The 18,922-nt window shown below is 69.3% G+C and carries 20 protein-coding genes; 12 read left to right on the top strand and 8 right to left on the bottom strand.

Annotated features, from left to right (window positions below; translation table 11 throughout):
* Nucleotides 1-39: 39 nt before the first annotated feature.
* The 3 genes from AC3ZJJ_RS03930 (at nucleotide 40) to AC3ZJJ_RS03920 (ending at nucleotide 4,455) form a co-directional block, all read left to right on the top strand.
* Nucleotides 40-1,503, top strand: a complete 1,464-nt coding sequence (locus AC3ZJJ_RS03930; RefSeq protein WP_489893955.1) for an RNB domain-containing ribonuclease — start codon at nucleotides 40-42, stop codon at nucleotides 1,501-1,503.
* 283 nt (nucleotides 1,504-1,786) lie between these two features.
* A complete protein-coding gene (locus AC3ZJJ_RS03925) occupies nucleotides 1,787-3,484 on the top strand; it encodes a DEAD/DEAH box helicase (protein ID WP_489893954.1) in 1,698 nt (565 codons plus the stop codon).
* Nucleotides 3,485-3,549: 65 nt separating this feature from the next.
* Nucleotides 3,550-4,455, top strand: a complete 906-nt coding sequence (locus AC3ZJJ_RS03920) for a DNA-methyltransferase (protein WP_489895673.1) — start codon at nucleotides 3,550-3,552, stop codon at nucleotides 4,453-4,455.
* Here AC3ZJJ_RS03920 and AC3ZJJ_RS03915 read toward each other — a convergent pair.
* The gene (locus tag AC3ZJJ_RS03915) at nucleotides 4,452-5,312 is read right to left on the bottom strand and encodes a PHP domain-containing protein (RefSeq protein ID WP_489893953.1); all 861 of its coding nucleotides are present in this window, start codon (nucleotides 5,310-5,312) and stop codon (nucleotides 4,452-4,454) included. The two genes, AC3ZJJ_RS03920 and AC3ZJJ_RS03915, sit on opposite strands and share 4 nt — an antisense overlap.
* A 77-nt stretch (nucleotides 5,313-5,389) precedes the next feature.
* Here AC3ZJJ_RS03915 and AC3ZJJ_RS03910 point away from each other — a divergent pair, with 77 nt between their 5' ends.
* Entirely contained in the window at nucleotides 5,390-6,958 is a 1,569-nt protein-coding gene (locus AC3ZJJ_RS03910; RefSeq protein WP_489893952.1) for an aminopeptidase P family protein, read from the top strand.
* A 47-nt stretch (nucleotides 6,959-7,005) separates the two neighbouring features.
* Here the strand turns inward: AC3ZJJ_RS03910 and AC3ZJJ_RS03905 are convergent, their stop codons facing one another.
* Nucleotides 7,006-7,851 (bottom strand): YflT domain-containing protein, encoded by an 846-nt coding sequence (locus AC3ZJJ_RS03905; RefSeq protein ID WP_489893951.1) that lies wholly within the window; start codon nucleotides 7,849-7,851, stop codon nucleotides 7,006-7,008.
* A 107-nt stretch (nucleotides 7,852-7,958) separates the two neighbouring features.
* On the opposite strand from AC3ZJJ_RS03905, the gene AC3ZJJ_RS03900 reads away from it, so the two are divergent.
* The 3 genes from AC3ZJJ_RS03900 to AC3ZJJ_RS03890 are packed head-to-tail and all read left to right on the top strand — an operon-like array spanning nucleotide 7,959 to nucleotide 10,981.
* Nucleotides 7,959-9,245 carry a magnesium transporter MgtE N-terminal domain-containing protein gene (locus AC3ZJJ_RS03900; RefSeq protein ID WP_489893950.1) on the top strand — a complete coding sequence of 429 codons (1,287 nt, stop codon included), beginning with the start codon at nucleotides 7,959-7,961 and terminating at the stop codon, nucleotides 9,243-9,245.
* Nucleotides 9,238-9,837, top strand: a complete 600-nt coding sequence (locus tag AC3ZJJ_RS03895) for a DUF1003 domain-containing protein (RefSeq protein ID WP_489893949.1) — start codon at nucleotides 9,238-9,240, stop codon at nucleotides 9,835-9,837. Before AC3ZJJ_RS03900 ends, AC3ZJJ_RS03895 begins: the two co-directional genes overlap by 8 nt.
* Before the next feature lie 55 nt (nucleotides 9,838-9,892).
* Nucleotides 9,893-10,981 (top strand): Mrp/NBP35 family ATP-binding protein, encoded by a 1,089-nt coding sequence (locus tag AC3ZJJ_RS03890; RefSeq protein ID WP_489895671.1) that lies wholly within the window; start codon nucleotides 9,893-9,895, stop codon nucleotides 10,979-10,981.
* Between the two features lie 46 nt (nucleotides 10,982-11,027).
* Here the strand turns inward: AC3ZJJ_RS03890 and AC3ZJJ_RS03885 are convergent, their stop codons facing one another.
* The 3 genes from AC3ZJJ_RS03885 to sigE form a co-directional block, all read right to left on the bottom strand.
* Nucleotides 11,028-11,414, bottom strand: coding sequence for a sec-independent translocase (locus tag AC3ZJJ_RS03885; RefSeq protein ID WP_489893948.1), 387 nt, complete (start codon nucleotides 11,412-11,414; stop codon nucleotides 11,028-11,030).
* A gap of 70 nt (nucleotides 11,415-11,484) precedes the next feature.
* Nucleotides 11,485-12,462 carry a zf-HC2 domain-containing protein gene (locus tag AC3ZJJ_RS03880; protein WP_489893947.1) on the bottom strand — a complete coding sequence of 326 codons (978 nt, stop codon included), beginning with the start codon at nucleotides 12,460-12,462 and terminating at the stop codon, nucleotides 11,485-11,487.
* On the bottom strand, nucleotides 12,463-13,095 hold the full coding sequence (gene sigE / locus AC3ZJJ_RS03875; RefSeq protein WP_489893946.1) for an RNA polymerase sigma factor SigE: 633 nt from the start codon (nucleotides 13,093-13,095) through the stop codon (nucleotides 12,463-12,465). It lies immediately after the preceding gene.
* A 105-nt stretch (nucleotides 13,096-13,200) separates the two neighbouring features.
* Between sigE and AC3ZJJ_RS03870 the strand changes: the two genes are divergently transcribed.
* A complete protein-coding gene (locus tag AC3ZJJ_RS03870) occupies nucleotides 13,201-13,836 on the top strand; it encodes an O-methyltransferase (protein ID WP_489893945.1) in 636 nt (211 codons plus the stop codon).
* A gap of 98 nt (nucleotides 13,837-13,934) precedes the next feature.
* On the opposite strand, the gene AC3ZJJ_RS03865 is transcribed toward AC3ZJJ_RS03870, so the two are convergent.
* The 3 genes from AC3ZJJ_RS03865 to AC3ZJJ_RS03855 all read right to left on the bottom strand — a co-directional run bounded on the left by AC3ZJJ_RS03865 (nucleotide 13,935) and on the right by AC3ZJJ_RS03855 (nucleotide 15,345).
* Entirely contained in the window at nucleotides 13,935-14,102 is a 168-nt protein-coding gene (locus AC3ZJJ_RS03865; protein ID WP_489893944.1) for a DUF3117 domain-containing protein, read from the bottom strand.
* Nucleotides 14,103-14,205: 103 nt separating this feature from the next.
* Complete coding sequence (locus AC3ZJJ_RS03860) at nucleotides 14,206-14,556, bottom strand: DivIVA domain-containing protein (protein WP_489893943.1); 351 nt, start codon at nucleotides 14,554-14,556, stop codon at nucleotides 14,206-14,208.
* Nucleotides 14,557-14,565: 9 nt separating this feature from the next.
* Nucleotides 14,566-15,345 carry an LOG family protein gene (locus AC3ZJJ_RS03855; protein WP_489893942.1) on the bottom strand — a complete coding sequence of 260 codons (780 nt, stop codon included), beginning with the start codon at nucleotides 15,343-15,345 and terminating at the stop codon, nucleotides 14,566-14,568.
* A gap of 132 nt (nucleotides 15,346-15,477) precedes the next feature.
* Here AC3ZJJ_RS03855 and AC3ZJJ_RS03850 point away from each other — a divergent pair, with 132 nt between their 5' ends.
* From AC3ZJJ_RS03850 to AC3ZJJ_RS03835, 4 genes are all read left to right on the top strand, one after another.
* Nucleotides 15,478-16,251, top strand: coding sequence for an amino acid ABC transporter ATP-binding protein (locus AC3ZJJ_RS03850; RefSeq protein ID WP_489893941.1), 774 nt, complete (start codon nucleotides 15,478-15,480; stop codon nucleotides 16,249-16,251).
* Between the two features lie 70 nt (nucleotides 16,252-16,321).
* Nucleotides 16,322-17,143, top strand: a complete 822-nt coding sequence (locus AC3ZJJ_RS03845) for a glutamate ABC transporter substrate-binding protein (protein WP_489893940.1) — start codon at nucleotides 16,322-16,324, stop codon at nucleotides 17,141-17,143.
* Nucleotides 17,144-17,288: 145 nt separating this feature from the next.
* Nucleotides 17,289-17,966 (top strand): amino acid ABC transporter permease, encoded by a 678-nt coding sequence (locus tag AC3ZJJ_RS03840; protein WP_489893939.1) that lies wholly within the window; start codon nucleotides 17,289-17,291, stop codon nucleotides 17,964-17,966.
* Entirely contained in the window at nucleotides 17,963-18,871 is a 909-nt protein-coding gene (locus tag AC3ZJJ_RS03835) for an amino acid ABC transporter permease (RefSeq protein ID WP_489893938.1), read from the top strand. The genes AC3ZJJ_RS03840 and AC3ZJJ_RS03835 overlap by 4 nt, the downstream gene beginning before the upstream one ends.
* Nucleotides 18,872-18,922 lie beyond the last annotated feature (51 nt).

Raw genomic sequence — 18,922 nt, 5'->3', positions numbered from 1 at the left:
CCCCGGGCCCTTTCGCGGGTCGGTGGGTAGGCTGTGCCTGTGGTGTACCAGCAGATGAACATCAAGACCAGCGCCCGCCGGACCGCGCTCGAGGCGGCCATGTCAGCCATGGAGGTGGAGCTGGGCCTGCCGCGCGAATTCCCCCCGGAGGTGGCCGCGGAGGCGGAACGCATGGTCGCCGATCACTCCCTGCCCGGGGAGGACATGACCGGCGTCGACTTCGTCACCATCGACCCGCCCGCCTCGACCGATCTCGATCAGGCCGTCCACATCGAGCGGGACGGCGACGGCTACACCGTGCGCTATGCCATCGCGGACGTCCCGGCGTTCGTCGCCGATGGCGGCGCCCTGGATGCCGAGACCCGGCGCCGCGGCCAAACCTTCTACCTTCCGCACCGGCGCATCGCGCTTCACCCCGAGACCATCAGCGAGGATGCCGGGAGCCTGCTTCCCGGGCAGCGCCGCGGGGCGTACGTCTGGACCTTCACGCTCGACGCCGACGCGAACGTCTCCACCACATCGCTGGTGCGGGCCACCATCGAGAGCCGGGCCAAGCTGGCGTACGCCGACGTGCAGGCGGACCTGGACGCCTTCAGCGCCAGCGAGTCGCTGCGCCTGCTCCGCGAGGTCGGCCTGAAGCGCATCGCCTTGGAGCACGCGCGCGGCGGCGCCAGCTTGCGGTTGCCCGAGCAGGAGGTGGAGGTCGACGACGCCGGCGCCTACCGCCTCGTGGCCCGCGCGCCGCTGCCGGTCGAGGACTGGAACGCGCAGATCTCACTGATGACTGGGATGGAGGCGGCCCGGATCATGCTTGAGGGCCGCGTGGGCATCCTGCGGACCATGCCGCCGCCGGACGCGGCCAGCGTCGGGCTCTTCCGGCGCCAGGCGGCCGCGCTTGGGACCGAGTGGAGGGAGGACGTCCGCTACGGCGACTTCCTCCGCAGCCTCGACGTCGGCGACCCGCCGCAGATGGCCGTCATGCACGCCGCCACGTCGCTCTTCCGCGGCGCGGGCTACACGGCCTTCGACGGCGAGCCGCCCGCCGAGACGCTCCAATCGGCCATCGCGGCCCCCTACGCGCACACAACGGCGCCCCTGCGCCGGCTCGTGGACCGTTTTGTCCTGGTGGTCTGCGAACACTTGTCGCGCGGCGTCGAGGTTCCGGAGGGAATACGCGCCGCGCTCCCGCTGCTCCCCGCGCTGATGGAGGAGTCCAATCGCATGGCCGGGCGCGCGGAGCGCGAGGCGCTGAACGCCGTCGAGGCGGCCCTGTTGCTCGGCCGGGTCGGCGAGAGGTTCGACGCCGTGACGGTCGGCGCGCCGGCCCCGGAACAGGTGGAGCGCGCCCGGGGAAACGGCAAGCCCGCCTACGGAACGCTACTGGTCACGGATCCCGCGATCGCGGCGCGCTTTGTGGGTGACGTGCCGGCGGGCGAGCGTGTGGTGGCGGAGCTCGTGGAGGCGGACATCGAGTCGCGCTCCGTCCTCTTCCGCGTGGTCTGATCCGCGTCCGGGCCTGTGCGGCCACGGTGACGCGGGCCACGAACCGGGCCGTTGGCCCGCGGCGCGCTAGACTATGGGTGTAGACAAGGATGCCCGGTCGTACCCATACGCATTTTCTTGGCAGCGATTCCCAGCGAACCTGCACCCCGGCGCGAACTTCGCGCTTGCTAGCCCGCGATCGGCTCCGCTGGATGCGCCGCTGTCGCGGTGGACTCCGTCCCGCCCATTCCGGCGGTGCACGTCGAGCACGCCCGTGGCCGGCGCCTAAACGAATGAGAACCAATTGAACACTGAACAGCACCTGACTGCCGACGGTGGCACCGAGGAGATCGAGGTCGAGGAAGTCCTCGCCACCGACGAGGTCCCCCACGAGATTCCCGAGCAGACCTTCGCGGACTTCGGTGTCCGCCAGGACATCGTCGACTCGCTCGCCTCGGCCGGCATTCTCCACCCCTTCCCGATCCAGTCCATGACGCTGCCCATCGCACTGGGCGGCCACGACATTATCGGACAGGCCAAGACCGGAACCGGCAAGACGTTCGGGTTCGGCATCCCCGCGCTGCAGCGCGTCGTCGGACCCGACGACGCCGGCTACGACCAGCTCCCCTCCCCCGGAGCGCCGCAGGCACTCATCGTGGCCCCGACGCGCGAACTTGCCGTCCAGGTCGCCGCGGACATCGCCAAGGCCTCCACGCAGCGCAACGCGCGCATCGCCACCATCTACGGCGGCCGGGCCTACGAGCCGCAGATCGAGCAGCTTCAGTCCGGCGTGGAAATCGTTGTGGGCACCCCCGGGCGCCTGATCGACCTCTACAAGCAGAAGCACCTCAACCTGAAGAACGTACGGATCGTTGTGTTGGACGAGGCCGACGAGATGCTCGACCTCGGCTTCCTCCCGGACGTCGAGACGCTTCTTGGCGCCACGCCGGCGATCCGCCAGACCATGCTGTTCTCGGCCACCATGCCCGGCCCCGTCGTCGCCATGGCGCGCCGCTACATGAGCCACCCGACGCACATCCGCGCGGCGGATCCCGAGGACGACGGCATCACGAAGAAGGACATCCGCCAGGTCATCTACCGGGCACACCAGCTCGACAAGGACGAGGTCGTCTCACGGATCCTGCAGTCCGAGGGCCGCGGACGCACCATCATCTTCACGAAGACCAAGCGTTCGGCCGCCAAGCTCAGCGAGGAACTGATCGACCGCGGATTCGCCGCCGGATCCATCCACGGCGACCTCGGCCAGGGCGCCCGAGAGCAGGCGCTCCGCGCGTTCCGCAACAACAAGGTCGACGTGCTTGTGGCCACAGACGTGGCCGCCCGCGGCATCGACGTCGACGACGTCACCCACGTCATCAACCTGCAGTGCCCCGAGGACGAGAAGACCTATCTGCACCGCGTGGGCCGCACCGGCCGCGCCGGGAACAAGGGAACCGCCGTCACGTTCGTGGACTGGGAAGACGTCCCGCGCTGGGGCCTCATCAACAAGGCGCTCGGCCTGGACCAGCCGGAGCCGGTGGAAACCTATTCCTCGTCGGCCCACCTGTACGAGGACCTGCACATTCCCGCCGGGACCAAGGGCCGCCTGCCGCGCAACAAGCGTGTGCTCGAGGGGCTTTCCGGCGAGACGCTCGAGGACCTCGGCGAGACCGGCAAGAAGCCCTCGGGCCGCGGCGACCGCGACGCCCGGGGCGGGCGCCCGGACCGCGACGCGCGTGGGGGTCGCGGACGCGACTCGCGCCCGGAGCGCGGCGCCGGCGGCGGCCGCCATGGCCACAGCCACGGCCGCGCCGACCGCCCGAACAAGGAGACCACGGGCGAGGGCCGCAGCCGACGCCCCGAGGAGGCCACCGAGGCCCGCTCCGCCGCGCCCGCGCTCGACGCACAGACGGCGACCGACGCCGCGCAGCCGGCCCGCCGGCGCCGTTCGCGCACGCGCCGCCGCAACGGCGAGGTCGTCGACCGCAACGAGTCCGAATAGCCGCCATGGATTTGTCCCGCACCGCCGACGGAGGCCCCGACCAGCTGGTCGGGGCCTCCGCCCGCATGCCCTCGGCCCCGCCGGATGCCGCGGCCGGGCCCTCCGCGCCCCCGGCGTGGGCGCCGGACGGGCCCAACCTGGTGGTCCACGCGGAGAACGCGGACTACCTTCCCACCCTGCCCGACGGGGCCTTCACGCTGATCTACGTCGATCCCCCGTTCAACACGGGGCGCAGGCAGAGCCGGCAGCAGACCAGGACCGTGCGCGCGGAACCGGGAGCGGGCGACCGGGTGGGCTTCAAGGGCGCCAGCTACTCGACGGTCCGCGGGGCGCTGAGCAGCTACGACGACGCCTTCGCCGACTATTGGGCGTTCCTGGAACCGCGACTCAGGGAGGCCAGGAGGCTCCTGTCCGACGACGGGACCCTGTACGTCCACCTGGACTACCGCGAAGTGCACTACGTGAAGGTCATGCTGGACGCGATCTTCGGACGGGAATCGTTCCTCAACGAGATCGTCTGGGCCTACGACTACGGGGCGCGCGCCAAGAACCGCTGGCCGGCGAAGCACGACAGCATCCTGGTCTACGTGAAGGATCCCGCCGCCTACCACTTCGATTCCGAGGAGGTGGACAGGGAACCGTACATGGCCCCGGGTCTCGTCACCCCGGAGAAGGTGGCCCGCGGCAAGCTGCCCACCGATGTCTGGTGGCACACCATCGTCTCCCCCACGGGCAGGGAAAAGACCGGCTACCCCACGCAGAAGCCCGAAGGCATCCTCCGCCGGATCGTCGCGGCGAGCAGCCGTCCGGGCGACTGGGTGCTGGACTTCTTCGCGGGGTCCGGCACCACCGGCGCGGTGGCCTCGGCACTGGGGAGGCGTTACGTCTGCGTGGACGCCAACCCGCAATCGCTCGCCGTGATGCGCAAGCGGCTGCCCGACGCGGCCGTCCTGGGCGGCGGGTTGGCCTAGGTTGTTCGGGGCATGCCGACCGGCGAAGACCCCGTTCCGGCCTCGAGGATCCGCTCCAGCATCTCGGGCGTGGTGCTGTTTTCCCCCAGCAGGTTGGGCTTCCCGGCGCCGTGGTAGTCGCTGGAACCGGTGACGATCAGGTGGTGCTCCGCCGCCAGTGCGCGCAGGAACGCGCGTCCGCCCTCGGGATTGTCGCGGTGGTCCACCTCAACCCCCATCAGGCCGGCCGCGATCATGTCCTCGAAGACGGACTCGTCGACCACGCGCCCGCGGGCGGAGGCCACCGGGTGGGCGAAGACCGGCACGCCGCCGGCCGCCCTGACCAATCCCACGGCGCTCACGGGATCAACGGCATAGTGGCCCACGTAGTAGCGGGACTGCGAGGTCAGGACCGTGGCGAAGGCCTCGGACCGGTCGGCGGCCACTCCCGCCGCGACCAACGCGTCGGCGATGTGCGGCCGGCCGATCGTGGCCCCGGGCGCGCGGTGGCGGTTGACCATCTCCCAGTCGACCGGGAAGTCCTCGGACAGAAGGGCGACCATCCGACGCGCGCGGTGGACGCGCGCGTCGCGCGCCTTGTTGATCTCCTCCAGCAGGCCTTCGTGGCCCGGATCGTGCAGGTAGCTGAGCAGGTGCACGCTGACGCCCTCGCGCGTCTTGCAGGAAATCTCCATGCCGGGCACCAGGCCGACACCCAGACGCACGGCCGCCTCGGACGCCTCCGTCCAGCCGCTTGTCTGGTCGTGGTCGGTCAGCCCGAGAACATCGATCCCGGCATCGGCCGCGGCCGCGACGACGCCGGCCGGCGCCTGGGTGCCGTCCGAAACGTTCGAATGCGCGTGGAGGTCGATCAGCATGGCTCAAGCGTAGCCGGGCGCCCCGGTGGAACCGGCGCCTTGGTGGATTTGGCGCGCTTTGAGACGATGGACGGGTGATGACTGAATCGAACGACACCCCAGGAAGCGATCAGCCGCTCGAGGACCGCGTGAACAACCGTTCCCAGCGCCCGAGCTCGGATGCCTTCAAGGAATTCATGGCCACCCAGTGGGCCCCGGCCTCCACCGAATCCCCCGGGGCGGACGCGGTGGCCCCGTACGCGGCCAGGCGCCGGCGCGCGGTCTCGGACAGGTTCCCGGGCGAGCGGCTGGTGCTCCCGGCGGGCCCTCTGAAGGTCCGCTCCAACGACACTGACTACCGATTCCGTCCGCACTCCGGCTTCGCCCACCTCACGGGGCTGGGCGTCGACCACGAGCCCGAGGCCGTGCTGGTGTTGGAGCCCACCGACGAGGGTCTGGGCGACGACGGGGGCAACCACTCGGCGACGCTCTACTTCCGGCCGCTCGCCGGGCGGGACACCGAGGAGTTCTACTCGAACGCACGCTACGGCGAGTTCTGGATCGGTTCCCGTCCCACCCTCGGCGAGCTGTCCGCCCGCCTGGCCCTCCCGACCGCCGACATCGGCGACCTGGAGGTCGCCGTGACGAAGGACGCCGGCGCGGTCGAGTTCGGCGGCATGCGAATCCGGCTGCTGCGCGACGTCGATCTGAACTGCGACGCGCTCGTGGACACGTCGAGGATCAACACCGGCGTCGACCTTGAGGTCTCCGACCGCCTCGACGGCGAGCTGGCCGAGGCGCTCTCCGAGCTCCGCCTGGTCAAGGACGAGTGGGAGATTGCGCAGATGCGCCTCGCCGTGGAGGCGACGGTCAACGGCTTCCACGAGGTGGTGAAGGAAATCCCCCGGGCGATCGCCCACGACCGCGGAGAGCGCGTCGTCGAGGGCGCGTTCTTTGCGCGCGCCCGCGAAGAGGGCAACGACCTGGGGTACGACACGATCGCCGCCGCCGGAAACAACGCCACCGTCCTGCACTGGATCCGCAACAACGGCCGCGTCTCGACCGGTGACCTGCTGCTGCTCGACGCCGGCGTCGAGGCGGATTCGCTGTACACGGCGGACATCACGCGCACGTTGCCGATCAACGGCAAGTACTCGGACGTCCAGCGCAAGATCTACGAGGCCGTGCTGGAAGCAGCAGACGCGGCCTTCGCCGTGGCCCGCCCGGGCACGCGGTTCCGCGACCTGCACACCGCGGCCGTGGAGGTCCTGGCCACGCGGCTCGCGGAGTGGGGCCTGCTGCCCGTCTCCCTCGAGGAGGCGCTTTCCGACGAGGGCCAGCACCACCGCCGCTGGATGCCGCACGGTACCAGCCACCACCTGGGGCTCGACGTTCACGACTGCGCACAGGCCAAGCGCGAGCTGTACCTGGACGGCGTGCTGGAGGAGGGGATGGTCTTCACGATCGAACCCGGCCTCTACTTCAAGAACGAGGACCTGGCCGTGCCCGAGGAATACCGCGGCATCGGCGTCCGCCTCGAGGACGACGTGCTGGTGACCGCCGACGGGTGCGAGAACCTCAGCGCCGCGCTGCCGCGCACACCGGACGAGGTCGAGTCGTGGATGGCCGGGATCTACGCCGGGGGCGAGCACACCCCCCGCGGCTAGCGGCCACCGGCCACCGCCGGAACGGCTAGCGGCCACCGCCGGAACGGCTACCGGTCCCCGCTTGCGCCCTCGGCGCCGGGGGCCGGCTTGCCGTCCGGCGTCTGGTCAGGGGCCGGGGTTTCCTCCGCCCGCGGCTTCCCCACGGAAGCGCCCTCGTCCGCGGGGCCGGCGGGCGAGGCGGTGCCGGCCGGGTCCACGCGCACGCCGTACTGCGGTCGCCCGTCCGGCAGGTCGCCGATTCCCGGACGCGCGGACCCGGCGGAGCCGGGCTGGGACTCGCCCGGCTGGGCAGTCCCCGGCGCCGCGACCGGCGGGTTGCCCGTGTGTTGCGGCGCGGCGTCGTTCTGCGGCGCCGGACGCGATGGCCTGCCCCATGCCGACGCCGGGCGCTGCGCCTCGCCGGAGTTCATGGGCAGCTTGGCCGCCAGCTGGCGGGCCGCCGCCGCGTGCTCGAACCCGACCACAACGTCGTAGTAGCCCGCCATGACCTGGCTCGAGGACGCGAAGTCGCGCTTGCCCTTGCGGAACGAATAGCCGACGACGCCGACGATCATCCAGATGGCCATGCCCAGACCCACCGAAGACAGGATTTGGGTGATGCCGCCCGTTGGGGTGAAGAGGCTGAGCAGCAGCCCCACGAACACGCCGAACATGGCGCCCTGGGCGGCCCCCGCGAGGGCGACCTTGGGGTAGCTGAGTTTAGCAGTCACGCGCTCCACGGACTTCAGGTCGTTGCCGATGATGCTGACGTTCGCGACCGGGAAGTCGTTGTCCGCAAGGTAGTCGACGACCTTCTGCGCGTCGAGGTACGACTGGTAGCGGCCGAGCACCTCGCCCCGCGGAAGTCCCTGGGAAGCCGGATCGGACGCGTTCGCACCAAAAGGAGAAGACATGCTCCCATTCTGCCCCGGCGGCACTTCCACCGGGACCGTTATCGCTGCGGGTGAACCGGCCCCCGGGCGGAATCTCCCCTGCGCCGCACAGGCAGTAGCCTAAGTAGGTGAGCAGCTCCCTGAACAAGGTCTTTATTGCCCGCCTGCTCGGCCTCGACGTCTTCGACCCCCTCGGTGACCGCCTGGGCCGGCTGCGGGACGTTGTTGTGCTCGACCAAGGACCGTCGAAACCGGCACAGTGCGTGGGCCTCGTGGTCGAGGTGCCCGGGAAGAAGCGCGTTTTTGTGCCCATGACCCGCGTGCACGCCATCGAGTCCAGCCAGGTGATCTGTTCCGGCCTGGTCAATCTGAGGCGCTTCCAGCAGCGCGGCGCGGAACGCCTGGCCGCCGCGGAGCTGTTCGACAGGAAGGTCGTCTTCAAGGACGGCTCGGGCAACGGCGTCGTCGAGGACATCGGCCTCGAGCGGTTGCGAAGCGGCGACTGGATCATCTCCGACTACTACGTGCGGCGCGGCGAGACGGGCGGCTTCCGCGCCCTGCGCCGGCTCTCGCGGGGCGAGCGCCTGCTGGTCGCGCGCAACGAGGTGGTCCACGGCGACCTCGAGGAGCCGCAGGCGGCGGCGCAGTTCGTTGCCGCGCACGAGGAGCTGAAGCCCGCGGACTTCGCCGAGGCGCTGCACGAAATGAACGACAAGCGCCGCGTCGAGGTGGCCAGCGAACTCCAGGACGACCGCCTCGCCGACGTGCTGCAGGAGCTGCCGGACGACGAGCAGGTCCAGATCCTGTCCTCGCTGGACATGGAGCGCGCCGCGGACGTGCTTGAGGAAATGGACCCGGACGACGCCGCCGACCTCCTGGCGGAGCTTTCCGAGGAGCAGCAGGAGGCCCTGCTGGGCCTGATGGAGCCGGACGATGCCAAGGACGTCCGCCGGCTGTTGGAGTACGAGGAGAACACGGCCGGATCGATGATGACCACCGTCCCGATCATCCTGCCCCCGGAGGCCACAGTCGCCGAGGCCCTCGCCTATGTCAGGCGGGAGGAGTTGAGCCCCGCCCTGGCCTCGTCGGTGTTCGTGTGCCGGCCGCCGTCGGAGACGCCCACCGGCCGCTACCTCGGCGTCGTCCACATCCAGGCGCTGCTGCGCTGCCCGCCGCCGGAGCCGCTGGGCAACATCCTCGACACGGACCTGGAACCGGTGCACGACTTCGCCGGCATCAGCGAGGTCGCGCGCATCCTCGCCGCCTACAACCTCACGTCGTTGCCCGTGGTGAATTCCACCGGGCGCCTGGTGGGCGCGGTGACGGTGGACGACGTGCTGGACCACCTCCTGCCGGACGACTGGCGCACCCACGACGACGACAAGGAACCGAAGGGAGAACACGCCAATGGCTGAGAAGAACAATCCCACGTCGGGACTCGATACCCCGTTGGCGGCGCGCGAGCGCTTCTGGCCGCGCGTCTCGCCGAATCCCGACGCCTTCGGCAAGGCGACCGAGGGGTTCGCCCGCTTTATGGGCACGCCGACGTTCCTCCTGTACATGTCAATCTTCTGTGTGTTCTGGCTGGTCTGGAACACGTGGGCGCCGCCCCACCTGCGCTTCGACGACGCCGCGATCGGCTTCACCGCGCTGACGCTGATGCTCTCCCTGCAGGCGTCCTACGCCGCCCCGCTGCTCCTGCTGGCGCAGAACCGCCAAGACGACCGGGACAAGGTCTCCGTGACCGAGGACCGCCAGCGTGCCGAGCGCAACCTGCACGACACCGAGTACCTCACCCGCGAGCTGGCCGCCCTCCGCATCGCCCTGCGCGACGTGGCCACCCGCGACTACGTGCGCAGCGAACTGCGTTCGGCGCTCGAGGACCTGTTGGAGTCGAACGACGGCGAGGAGATCCGCCTGCGCGGCAAGTCCCCGAAGAAGAAAAAGGAGCGGGTCGCCGACGCCACCACGCAACTCCCGCGCGTCACCCCCGGCAGCGGTGCCTGAGCGCGTGAACGGCACCACCCGCAAGGCAACCGGGCCGACCGCCCCGGAAAGCGTGATGGCCGCGCTGTCCACCGTCCAGGACCCGGAACTGCGCCGGCCCATCACCGATCTCGGCATGGTCGAGTCCGTCGAGGTGGCCGACGACGGCGCGGCCCGCGTCCGCGTGCTGCTGACCATCGCCGGGTGCCCCCTGCGCAACACCATCGTCGAGGACGTCACCGCCGCCGCCTTGGGGGTTGCGGGCGTCGCCACCGTCACGGTCGACGTGGGCGTGATGACACCCGAGCAACGGGCCACCCTGAAGGAGGGGCTGAAGGTCCGCTCCGTCCCGTTCAGCTCGCCGGGATCGCTGACCCGCGTAATAGCCGTCGCCAGCGGCAAGGGCGGGGTGGGCAAGTCCAGCCTCACCGTGAACCTGGCCTGCGCGATGGCCGCGGACGGACTGCGCGTGGGGATCATCGACGCGGACGTCCACGGGTTTTCCGTGCCCGGGCTGATGGGCATCACGCAGCCGCCGACTCGGGTGGACGAACTGATCCTGCCGCCGGTGGCCCACGGCGTGAAGGTCATCTCCATCGGCATGTTCGTCGAGGGGAACCAGCCCGTGGTGTGGCGCGGTCCCATGCTCCACCGGGCCTTGGAGCAGTTCCTGACGGACGTGCACTTCGGGGACCTGGACGTACTGCTGCTGGACCTGCCGCCGGGCACCGGCGACATCGCCATCTCCGTCGCCCAACTGCTGCCCGGCTCCGGGCTGTTGGTGGTGACCACGCCGCAGTCGGCGGCGGCGGAGGTGGCCGAGCGCGCGGGTGCGGTCGCGAAGCAAACGGGCCAGGAGGTGCTCGGCGTCGTCGAGAACATGTCCTGGCTCGAGTTGCCCGGCGGCGGCCGCATGGAACCGTTCGGTTCGGGCGGCGGCGAGCTGCTGGCCGGGCGCCTGGCCGAGACGCTGGGTGCGCCGGTGCCGCTGCTTGGCGGCATCGCACTGGATCCTCGGCTGCGGGAGGGCGGCGACTCCGGCGTCCCCGTGGTGCTGTCCCATCCCGAAGCTCCGGCCTCGCGGGAGATCGCACGCATCGCCAGCACGCTGGCCAACCGGCCCCGCGGCCTCGCGGGCAAGCCCTTGGGAGTCAGGCCCGCCTAATTGCGTCCGTCGCCAGGCTGCGTCCGTCGCTACGTTACTTCCGTCGCTACGTCGCTTCCGAGTCGAACGGCGCGGACTCGCCCTCGGCCAACCGCGGTTCGCTGGACCGGGGCGCCGGCGTGCGCTGCGCCGAAATGGCCTTGGCCGGGGTCTCTTTGGCCGCGGCCACGGCGTCGTCGAAATCGTCCAGCAGCGCGTCCTTGATGATCTTGCGCGGATCGTATTGGCGGGGATCGAGCTTGCGCCAGTCGATGTCCGCGATCTCGTCGCCGACCTCCTCGCGGAGCTGTTCCTTGGCGCCCGTGGCCATGCGGCGGACTTCCTTGACCAGCCGGGCCAGTTGCTGCGCGTATTCGGGCAGCTTGTCTGGACCCAGGACAAGGACCGCGAGCACCGCGAGAATGAGGAACTCGCCACCGTTAATTCCGAACACGCTTAGAGATTACCCGCTCGGTCGCGCATCCCCGTATTCCGCGCTTCGTCGCGCGGCGCCGGATCCGGCGTCACCGTTCGGTGTCCACAATCATCAGCCGGGCCATGCCACGGCCGATGCGCTCCCAGGCGTCGGGATCCTCGGCGCCGCCCGGGACCAGCTTCGAGTGCTCCGTCACGACGATCCGGCGCAGCACGGCCTCGGTGACGCGTTGCCCCAGCGTGGACTGCACCTCGTAGGCGGCCGATTCCATCTCGACGGAGGCGGCCTGCGTCGCGCCTGAGGCTTCTTCCGGCTCGATGGACGCGCGTTCCCCGGCCACCAGGATGGTCTCGTCCCCCGACATGGGCTGGACGCCCCGCGCGGGCGACGGGGAAGGGCGCGGGACCGCGTCGGCGCCACCGAACGCCAGCGCGTCCGCCATGCCGTCGGCGTCCATGCGCCGCTCCGTGACGCGCAGTTCCCCGGCGGCTCCCGAGAACTCGAGGGACAACCGCGCGGAGCCCTCGAGCCTCTCGCCCGTGGCCTTGACCAGCGCCAGCCCGATGTGCGTGAACTCGGGGCAATTCCACCCGGCGGCACGCAACCGGGCGATGTCCTCGCTGTCCAACGCCGCGGGCTCGTCGGCCCACGCCGCCGAAACGGCGGTTGCGGCGGCCAGGGTGGAGCGCTCGGGGCCACCCAGAAGCCAGGCCGCCCCCAGGACGCCGGCGACAAGAACCATCACGGCGACGGAGGCCAGCGCCGGCGCCATCCTGCGCAGCGTGGACCGATGGCCGTAGCCGTCGGCCAGGGTGGCCCAGTCGGCGTCGTCGTCCAAAGCGCGGTCCGGTTGGAACAGCCGGTCCAGTAGCGCGGGATCGGGACTTGGGCCCGGGTTCGCGGTGGAGGAGATGGCCCGCAGACGTCGGAGCAGCCGCTGGCGGTCCTCGAGACCCACGCGGCAATCGGCGCAGCCCCGCACGTGCTCCTCGAGCGCCGCCGCCCTTTCGACGGGCAATTCCCCGTCGATGTAGGCGTCGAGCCAGCGCTCCTGACGGTGCCTCACCTAGTGGGCCTCCGACACGGACGGTCCCACCTTAGGCAGCACCATGCCGGTCGCGGCGGTCCGGGACGGGTTGCGGTGCGCAAGCTTCTCGCGCAGGAGCGCGCGTCCGCGGTGGATGCGCGAACGGACGGTGCCCAGTTTGACTCCCAGCACGGCCGCGACCTCCTCGTAGGACAAGCCCTCCAGGTCGCACAGCACCACGGCCGCGCGGAAGTCCGGCGGAAGCCCGTCAAGGGCCGCCTGCACATCGATGTCCAGGTTGTTGTGCTCGAAGCTTCGCTCCGGCCCGGGGTCCTTGCCCTCCACGCGACTCTCCGCGTCCTCGGCCAAGGCATCGAAGCGGATGCGGTTCTTGCGCCTGGCCTGGTCCAGGAAGAGGTTGGTGGTGATGCGGTGCAGCCAGCCGCCGATGGTTCCCGGCGTGAAGTTGTGGAGCGAACGGAAGACCCGGACGAAGGTTTCCTGGGTCAGGTCCTCGGCGTCGAACTTGTTGCCCGTCAGGCGGTATGCAAGCCGGTAGACCTTCGGCGAGTGGACCTCTACGATCTCTTCCCATCCCGGAACGCCCGTTTCCTCGGGCTCGGGTGCGGGAGCAGCTGCGCGGGTCGTGTCGGTGGCGTTCACGTACCCCATTCTGGCCGACCACCCTGTGAGATTGCTGAAGAATGGCTGGCGTTAGGATGGAGTGCGGCCGTCCGGCCCTCCACTCCCCGATACCCCGAAGGAACTTCCACGCCAATGAGCGCCGACAAGCAGAGCAGCTGGTCCTACACCGAGGCCTTGCCGGTTGAGGACGAGGTCGTCACCCGCGCCCGCGAGCGCGGCCACGAGCTCGGCGTATCGCCCGTCGGCTCCGGCACCGCGGCGTTGCTCACGGTCCTTGCCGCCTCCTCGAAGGCGCGCACCGCGGTGGAGGTCGGCTCCGGCGTCGGGGTCTCCGGGGTGAGCCTGCTGCGCGGGCTGGACCGGCAGTCGGTGTTCACGACCATCGACATCGACGTGGACCACCTCAACGCGGCCCGCGAGGCCTACCTCGACGCCGGAATCGCGCCCAACCGGACGCGGACCATCTGCGGCCGCGCACGCGACGTGCTGCCCCGCCTGACGGATTCGGCCTACGACCTGGTGTTCATCGACGCGGACAAGACGCACCTCGTCGATTACGTGGAGCATGGCGTGCGGCTGCTGCGCCGGGGCGGCATGCTCCTGGTCCACGACGCGCTCGACGAGGACCGCGTCCCGCAGCCGGCGGTGCGCCAGCCCAGCACGGTGGCCGCGCGGCAGATCGGACGCTACCTCAGGGAGCGCGAGGACCTCGTGACATCGGTCGTGCCCACGGGCAGCGGCCTGCTGCTCGCCGTCAAGACCGCGTAGCCGCCGGCGGCCGGTCCGCCGATTCCACGCACACGAAAGGGTTCGGACGGTCGCTGCCGTCCGAACCCTTCGACGTCTGTGTCACAGTTCCGGAAGGACTACTCCGTGACGCCGACTAGGCACTCCTTGAGCTCGGCCGCCTCGGCCACGTTCAGCTCCACCACAAGGCGCCCACCGCCGTCGATCGGCACCCGCATGATCAGGCTACGGCCTTCCTTGGTGACCTCCATGGGGCCATCCCCGGTACGCGGTTTCATCGCAGCCATTGGCGCTGTGTTCCTTCCTAGATGTCACGGAACCCCCTGGCTCCGCCGGTCGAACGTTGAACGAAGCCGCCGGGGCGGTAATGCGTTCAACCTGCATTTCATATTATTCCGGAGAATGGTTCGTGGCGCTAATCACAGGGCCGCGCCGCGCGTCGTCGAGTTCCGCATTGAGGAGGTCGATTTCACCGGCCAGGGCCTCCAGGACCGCGTCGACCTGGTCGCAGCGGTACCCGCGCAGACCCACGCCGAGCCTGACTCCCTCGATGTCGGTGCCCGTGGGACGCTCGGGAAGCAGCACCGGGGGCAGTGTGGGAAGGGGCTCGGCGAGACCGAGAATCTCCCCCGCAGGCGACGTTCTCGGCGAGACATCCGTCGGCCGCCGCCACCGGCCGACGGACAGGAACACCGCGGCGCCGGCCACCAGCACGGCCAGAAACAACAGCAGGTATTCCAACGCCGTTTCCTAGCCTCTGGTGTGGTGGTCGTTGTGCGACATGATCAGGCGTACGGCCTCGGCGGGGTCGTCGGTCAGTTGGATCAGGTCCATGTCCCGCGGCGAGATCGCGCCCTCCTCGACCACGGTGGCGCGCAGCCAGGCCACGAGCGGCTCCCAGTAGGAGGTTCCCAAGAGGACGATCGGGAAGCTGGTCACCTTTTCGGTCTGGACGAGCGTCAGCGCCTCGAACAGCTCGTCGAGGGTTCCGAATCCTCCCGGAAGGACGATGAAACCCTGCGAGTACTTCACGAACATGGTCTTGCGGGCGAAGAAGTAGCGGAAGTTGATGCCGAGGTCGACGAACTCGTTCAGGCCCGTCTCGAACGGGAGCTCGATTCCGAGCCCCACCGACGTGCCCTCGGCGGCGACGGCACCCTTGTTGGCGGCCTCCATGATCCCGGGACCCCCGCCGGTGATGACCGCGTATCCCGCCTCGGCGAGGAGGAGGCCGATCTGCTCCGCCTGCTCGTAGCGCTCCGTCCCCCGGGCCGTGCGGGCGGAGCCGAATACGCTGACGGCTGGCCCCAGCTCGGACAGCGTACCGAATCCCTCGACGAACTCGCTCTGGATCCGCAGCACGCGCCAGGGGTCGGTGTGGGTGAAATCTATGCCCCGGTTGGAGTCCAGCAGCAGGGCATCGGCCTGCGGTGTTTTGGCCTGCTCGTGGCGCAGGACCACCGATCCCTTGCGCCGCGCGGGGTCCGGCAACGGATCGAACTGTGGTCCTTGGGAGTTGTTGCTAGGCATGTTCCCACCCTATAGGCAGGCTAGTCGGCCACGGCTCCGGCTGTTTCAGCAAAGTTAAGATTCCGCGACGATCCTTCCAGAAGTACGGTGAGGTCAGTTGTGGCATGCCTTACATCGACTAGTCTCGTCCCTATGAGCACAGATCCTCTGACCGGCAACGCCACGGCGTCCGGACCGATCGTCCGATTGGCCAAGGTCAACAAGCATTACGGGCCACTGCACGTGTTGCAGAACATCGACCTCGAAGTCGCCAAAGGCGAGGTGGTTGTCGTCCTCGGTCCCTCCGGATCCGGCAAGTCCACGTTGTGCCGGGCCATCAACCGCCTGGAGACCATCGACGACGGCGAGATCTACATCGACGGCAACAAGTTGCCGGAGGAGGGGAAGCAGCTCGCGGCGCTCCGCGCCGACGTCGGCATGGTCTTCCAGTCCTTCAACCTCTTCGCGCACAAGTCCATCCTGGAGAACGTGACCCTGGGCCCGATCAAAGTTAAGGGCATGAAGAAGGCCGAGGCGGACAAGCTGGCCATGCAGCTCCTGGAGCGCGTCGGCGTCGCCAACCAGAAGGACAAGCTGCCCGCGCAGCTCTCCGGCGGGCAGCAGCAGCGTGTGGCCATTGCCCGCGCGCTGGCCATGCGACCGAAGGTGATGCTGTTCGACGAACCGACCTCGGCGCTGGACCCGGAGATGATCCAGGAGGTCCTGGACACGATGGTCGGGCTGGCCAAGGAGGGCATGACCATGATCGTGGTGACCCACGAGATGGGGTTCGCCCGGAAGGCCGCCGACCGCGTGGTCTTTATGGCGGACGGGCAGATCGTGGAGCAGGCCGTCCCGCACGAGTTCTTCACGAACCCCAAGAGCGACCGCGCCAAGGACTTCCTCGGCAAGCTGATCACCCACTAGCCCCCGGCACACAACCACACATCACTCGCGGCCGCCCTGTAGGTGCGGCCAAAGAACCAAGGAGAAACACATGCGCAAGTCCCGCATCGCGCTCGCGGCCGTCACGGCCGCGGCCGCACTCACCCTGACCGCCTGTGGCGGCGGCGGCGCCGGCGAGGCCGACGACACCATCAAGATCGGCATCAAGTTCGACCAGCCGGGTCTGGGCTTCAAGGACGGCGACACGTTCAAGGGATTCGACGTCGACGTCGCCAAGTACGTCGCCAACGAGCTGGGGTTCCCGGAGGACAAGATCGAGTTCGTGTCCGCGCCGTCCGCCAACCGCGAGACGATGCTGCAGAACAACCAGGTCGACATGATCTTCGCGACCTACTCCATCACCGACAAGCGCAAGGAAGTCATCGACTTCGCGGGCCCGTACTTCGTCGCCGGCCAGGATCTGCTGATCAGCGTGGACTCGGACATCACCTCCCCCGAGGACCTCGACGGCAAGAACCTGTGCTCCGTCACCGGCTCCACGTCGGCCCTGAAGGTCAAGGAGACCTACGCGTCCGGCGTGAACCTGCAGGAGCTTCCGGGCTACGCGGAGTGCACCACCCAGATGTCCGGCGGGACCATCGACGCCGTCACCACCGACGACATCATCCTGGCCGGCCTCGCCGCCCAGCCCGCGTACCAGGGCAAGTTCAAGGTCCTGGGCAAGCCGTTCTCCGAGGAGAACTACGGCGTCGGACTGCCCAAGGGCTCCGACAAGTGCGAGGCCATCAACGAGGCCATCACGAAGATGATCGAGTCCGACGAGTGGGAGAAGGCCTTGGAGGCCAACACCGAGGGCACCGGCTACAAGCCGAACGCCGATCTCAACCCGCCGACCCCGGCCGCCTGCGCCTAGTCAGCAAGCCCGGCCGCGGCGGGGGACGCCACGCGTTTCCCGCCGCGGCCAGACCCGGGCGGGCGGCTCCTGCGAAGGAACCGCCCGCCCGGGACCGCTCTCCCACTGGGCCGCGCACGCGCGGCCACCGAGATAGAGGCAGGCAGTGGAAAACTACCTATCGATCTTCACGGAATACAACATCCCCGCGGCGTTCTGGGTCAACATCCAGCTGACGTTCTGGGCGGCCATCGGAGCCCTCGTCCTGGGCACGTTCCTGGCCATGATGCGCATTTCCCCCGTAGCGAGCTTCCGCGCGATCGGAACGTCGTACGTCAACCTGATCCGCAACACCCCGCTGACCATCATCATCCTCTTCGGGGTGCTTGCGCTGAACGGGCAGCTCGGGCTGAACCTCGGCGGGGGCTTCCAGGAAAACTTCTTCCGCCTCGCCGTGATGGGGCTGGCCATCTACCACGCGGCCTTCGTCTGCGAGGCCATCCGCTCGGGCGTCAACACCGTTCCGCTCGGCCAGGCGGAGGCGGCGCGCGCGATCGGCCTCGGCTTTATGCCGGCGGCCCGGCTCGTGATCCTCCCGCAGGCCTTCCGCGGGGCGATCGTGCCCCTGGGCAACGTCCTGATCGCCCTGATCAAGAACTCCACGGTTGCGGCCGTGGGTTCCGTGGCCATCGAGGCGTCGTCCGTCATGAAGACGATGATCGACGTCCGCGCGGACATCGTTATCCCGATCTTCCTCACCTTTGCCGCCGGGTTCGTGATCATCGTGATCCCGGTCGGACTCCTGACCACCTGGCTCTCCAAGAAACTGGCGGTGTCCCGATGAGCGCATCGGTAATCTTCGACGCACCCGGCCCCAAGTCGCGCCGGACCATCCTCGCGATCAACGTCGTCGGCGTGGTCGTCATCGTGGGCCTGCTGTGGTGGATCATCGCCGGCCTCGCTGCCAAGGACCAGATGCAGGCCTCGCAGTGGGACGACTTCCTGGAGGCCAGCACCTGGACGGACTACCTGCTTCCGGGCCTCGGCAACACCCTGAAGGCCGCGGCCCTGGGCATCGTGGGATCTGTCGTGTTCGGCCTGATCTTCGGCATGGGCCGGCTCTCACACAACAAGCTGATCAACGGGGTCAGCTCCGTGGTCGTCGAGTTCTTCCGCGCGGTTCCCGTGCTGCTGATGATCGTGTTCTTCAACGTGTTCTTCGCCCGCACCCTGCAGATTTCCAACGAGAGCGCCCTGTGGGCGGTGGTCGCGGCCCTGGTCTTCTACAACGGCTCCGTCGTCGCCGAACTGGTGCGCTCCGGTGTGCACAACCTGCCCAAGGGCCAGCGGGAGGCGGGCATCGCCATCGGCCTGACGCGGCAGCAGTCGCTCCGCCTGATCGAGATCCCGCAGGCGCTGATCGCCATGCTCCCGGCCCTCATCGGCCAGTTCGTGGTGATCCTGAAGGACTCGGCGCTGGGCTACATCATCAGCTTCAACGAGCTGCTGTTCTACGGCCGCACCTACTCCTCGCCCAACGGCAACGTGTTGCAGGCCCTGATCGTGGTCGCCGCGATCTTCATCGTCATCAACTTCTCGCTCTCGCGGCTGGCCGAGTTCGTCTCGAGCCGGCTCAGCAGCCGGGGTCCGGGCAAGGTCAAGAAGGACGCCGATCCGCCGGTCGGGGTTCCGGCCGGCCTCCCGCCCGCGGCAGGCTCCGCGACGACGACCACGGCTCCCCCGGGCTAGCGCGGGCCGGGCCGGCGGACCCTGCCCGCACGGCGGGCCGGGTCCGCCGGT

Source organism: Arthrobacter sp. AOP29-A2-19 (genome assembly GCF_058138025.1).
The sequence above is the reverse complement of the archived record's forward strand: the minus strand, read 5'-3'. Positions and strand labels throughout refer to the sequence as shown.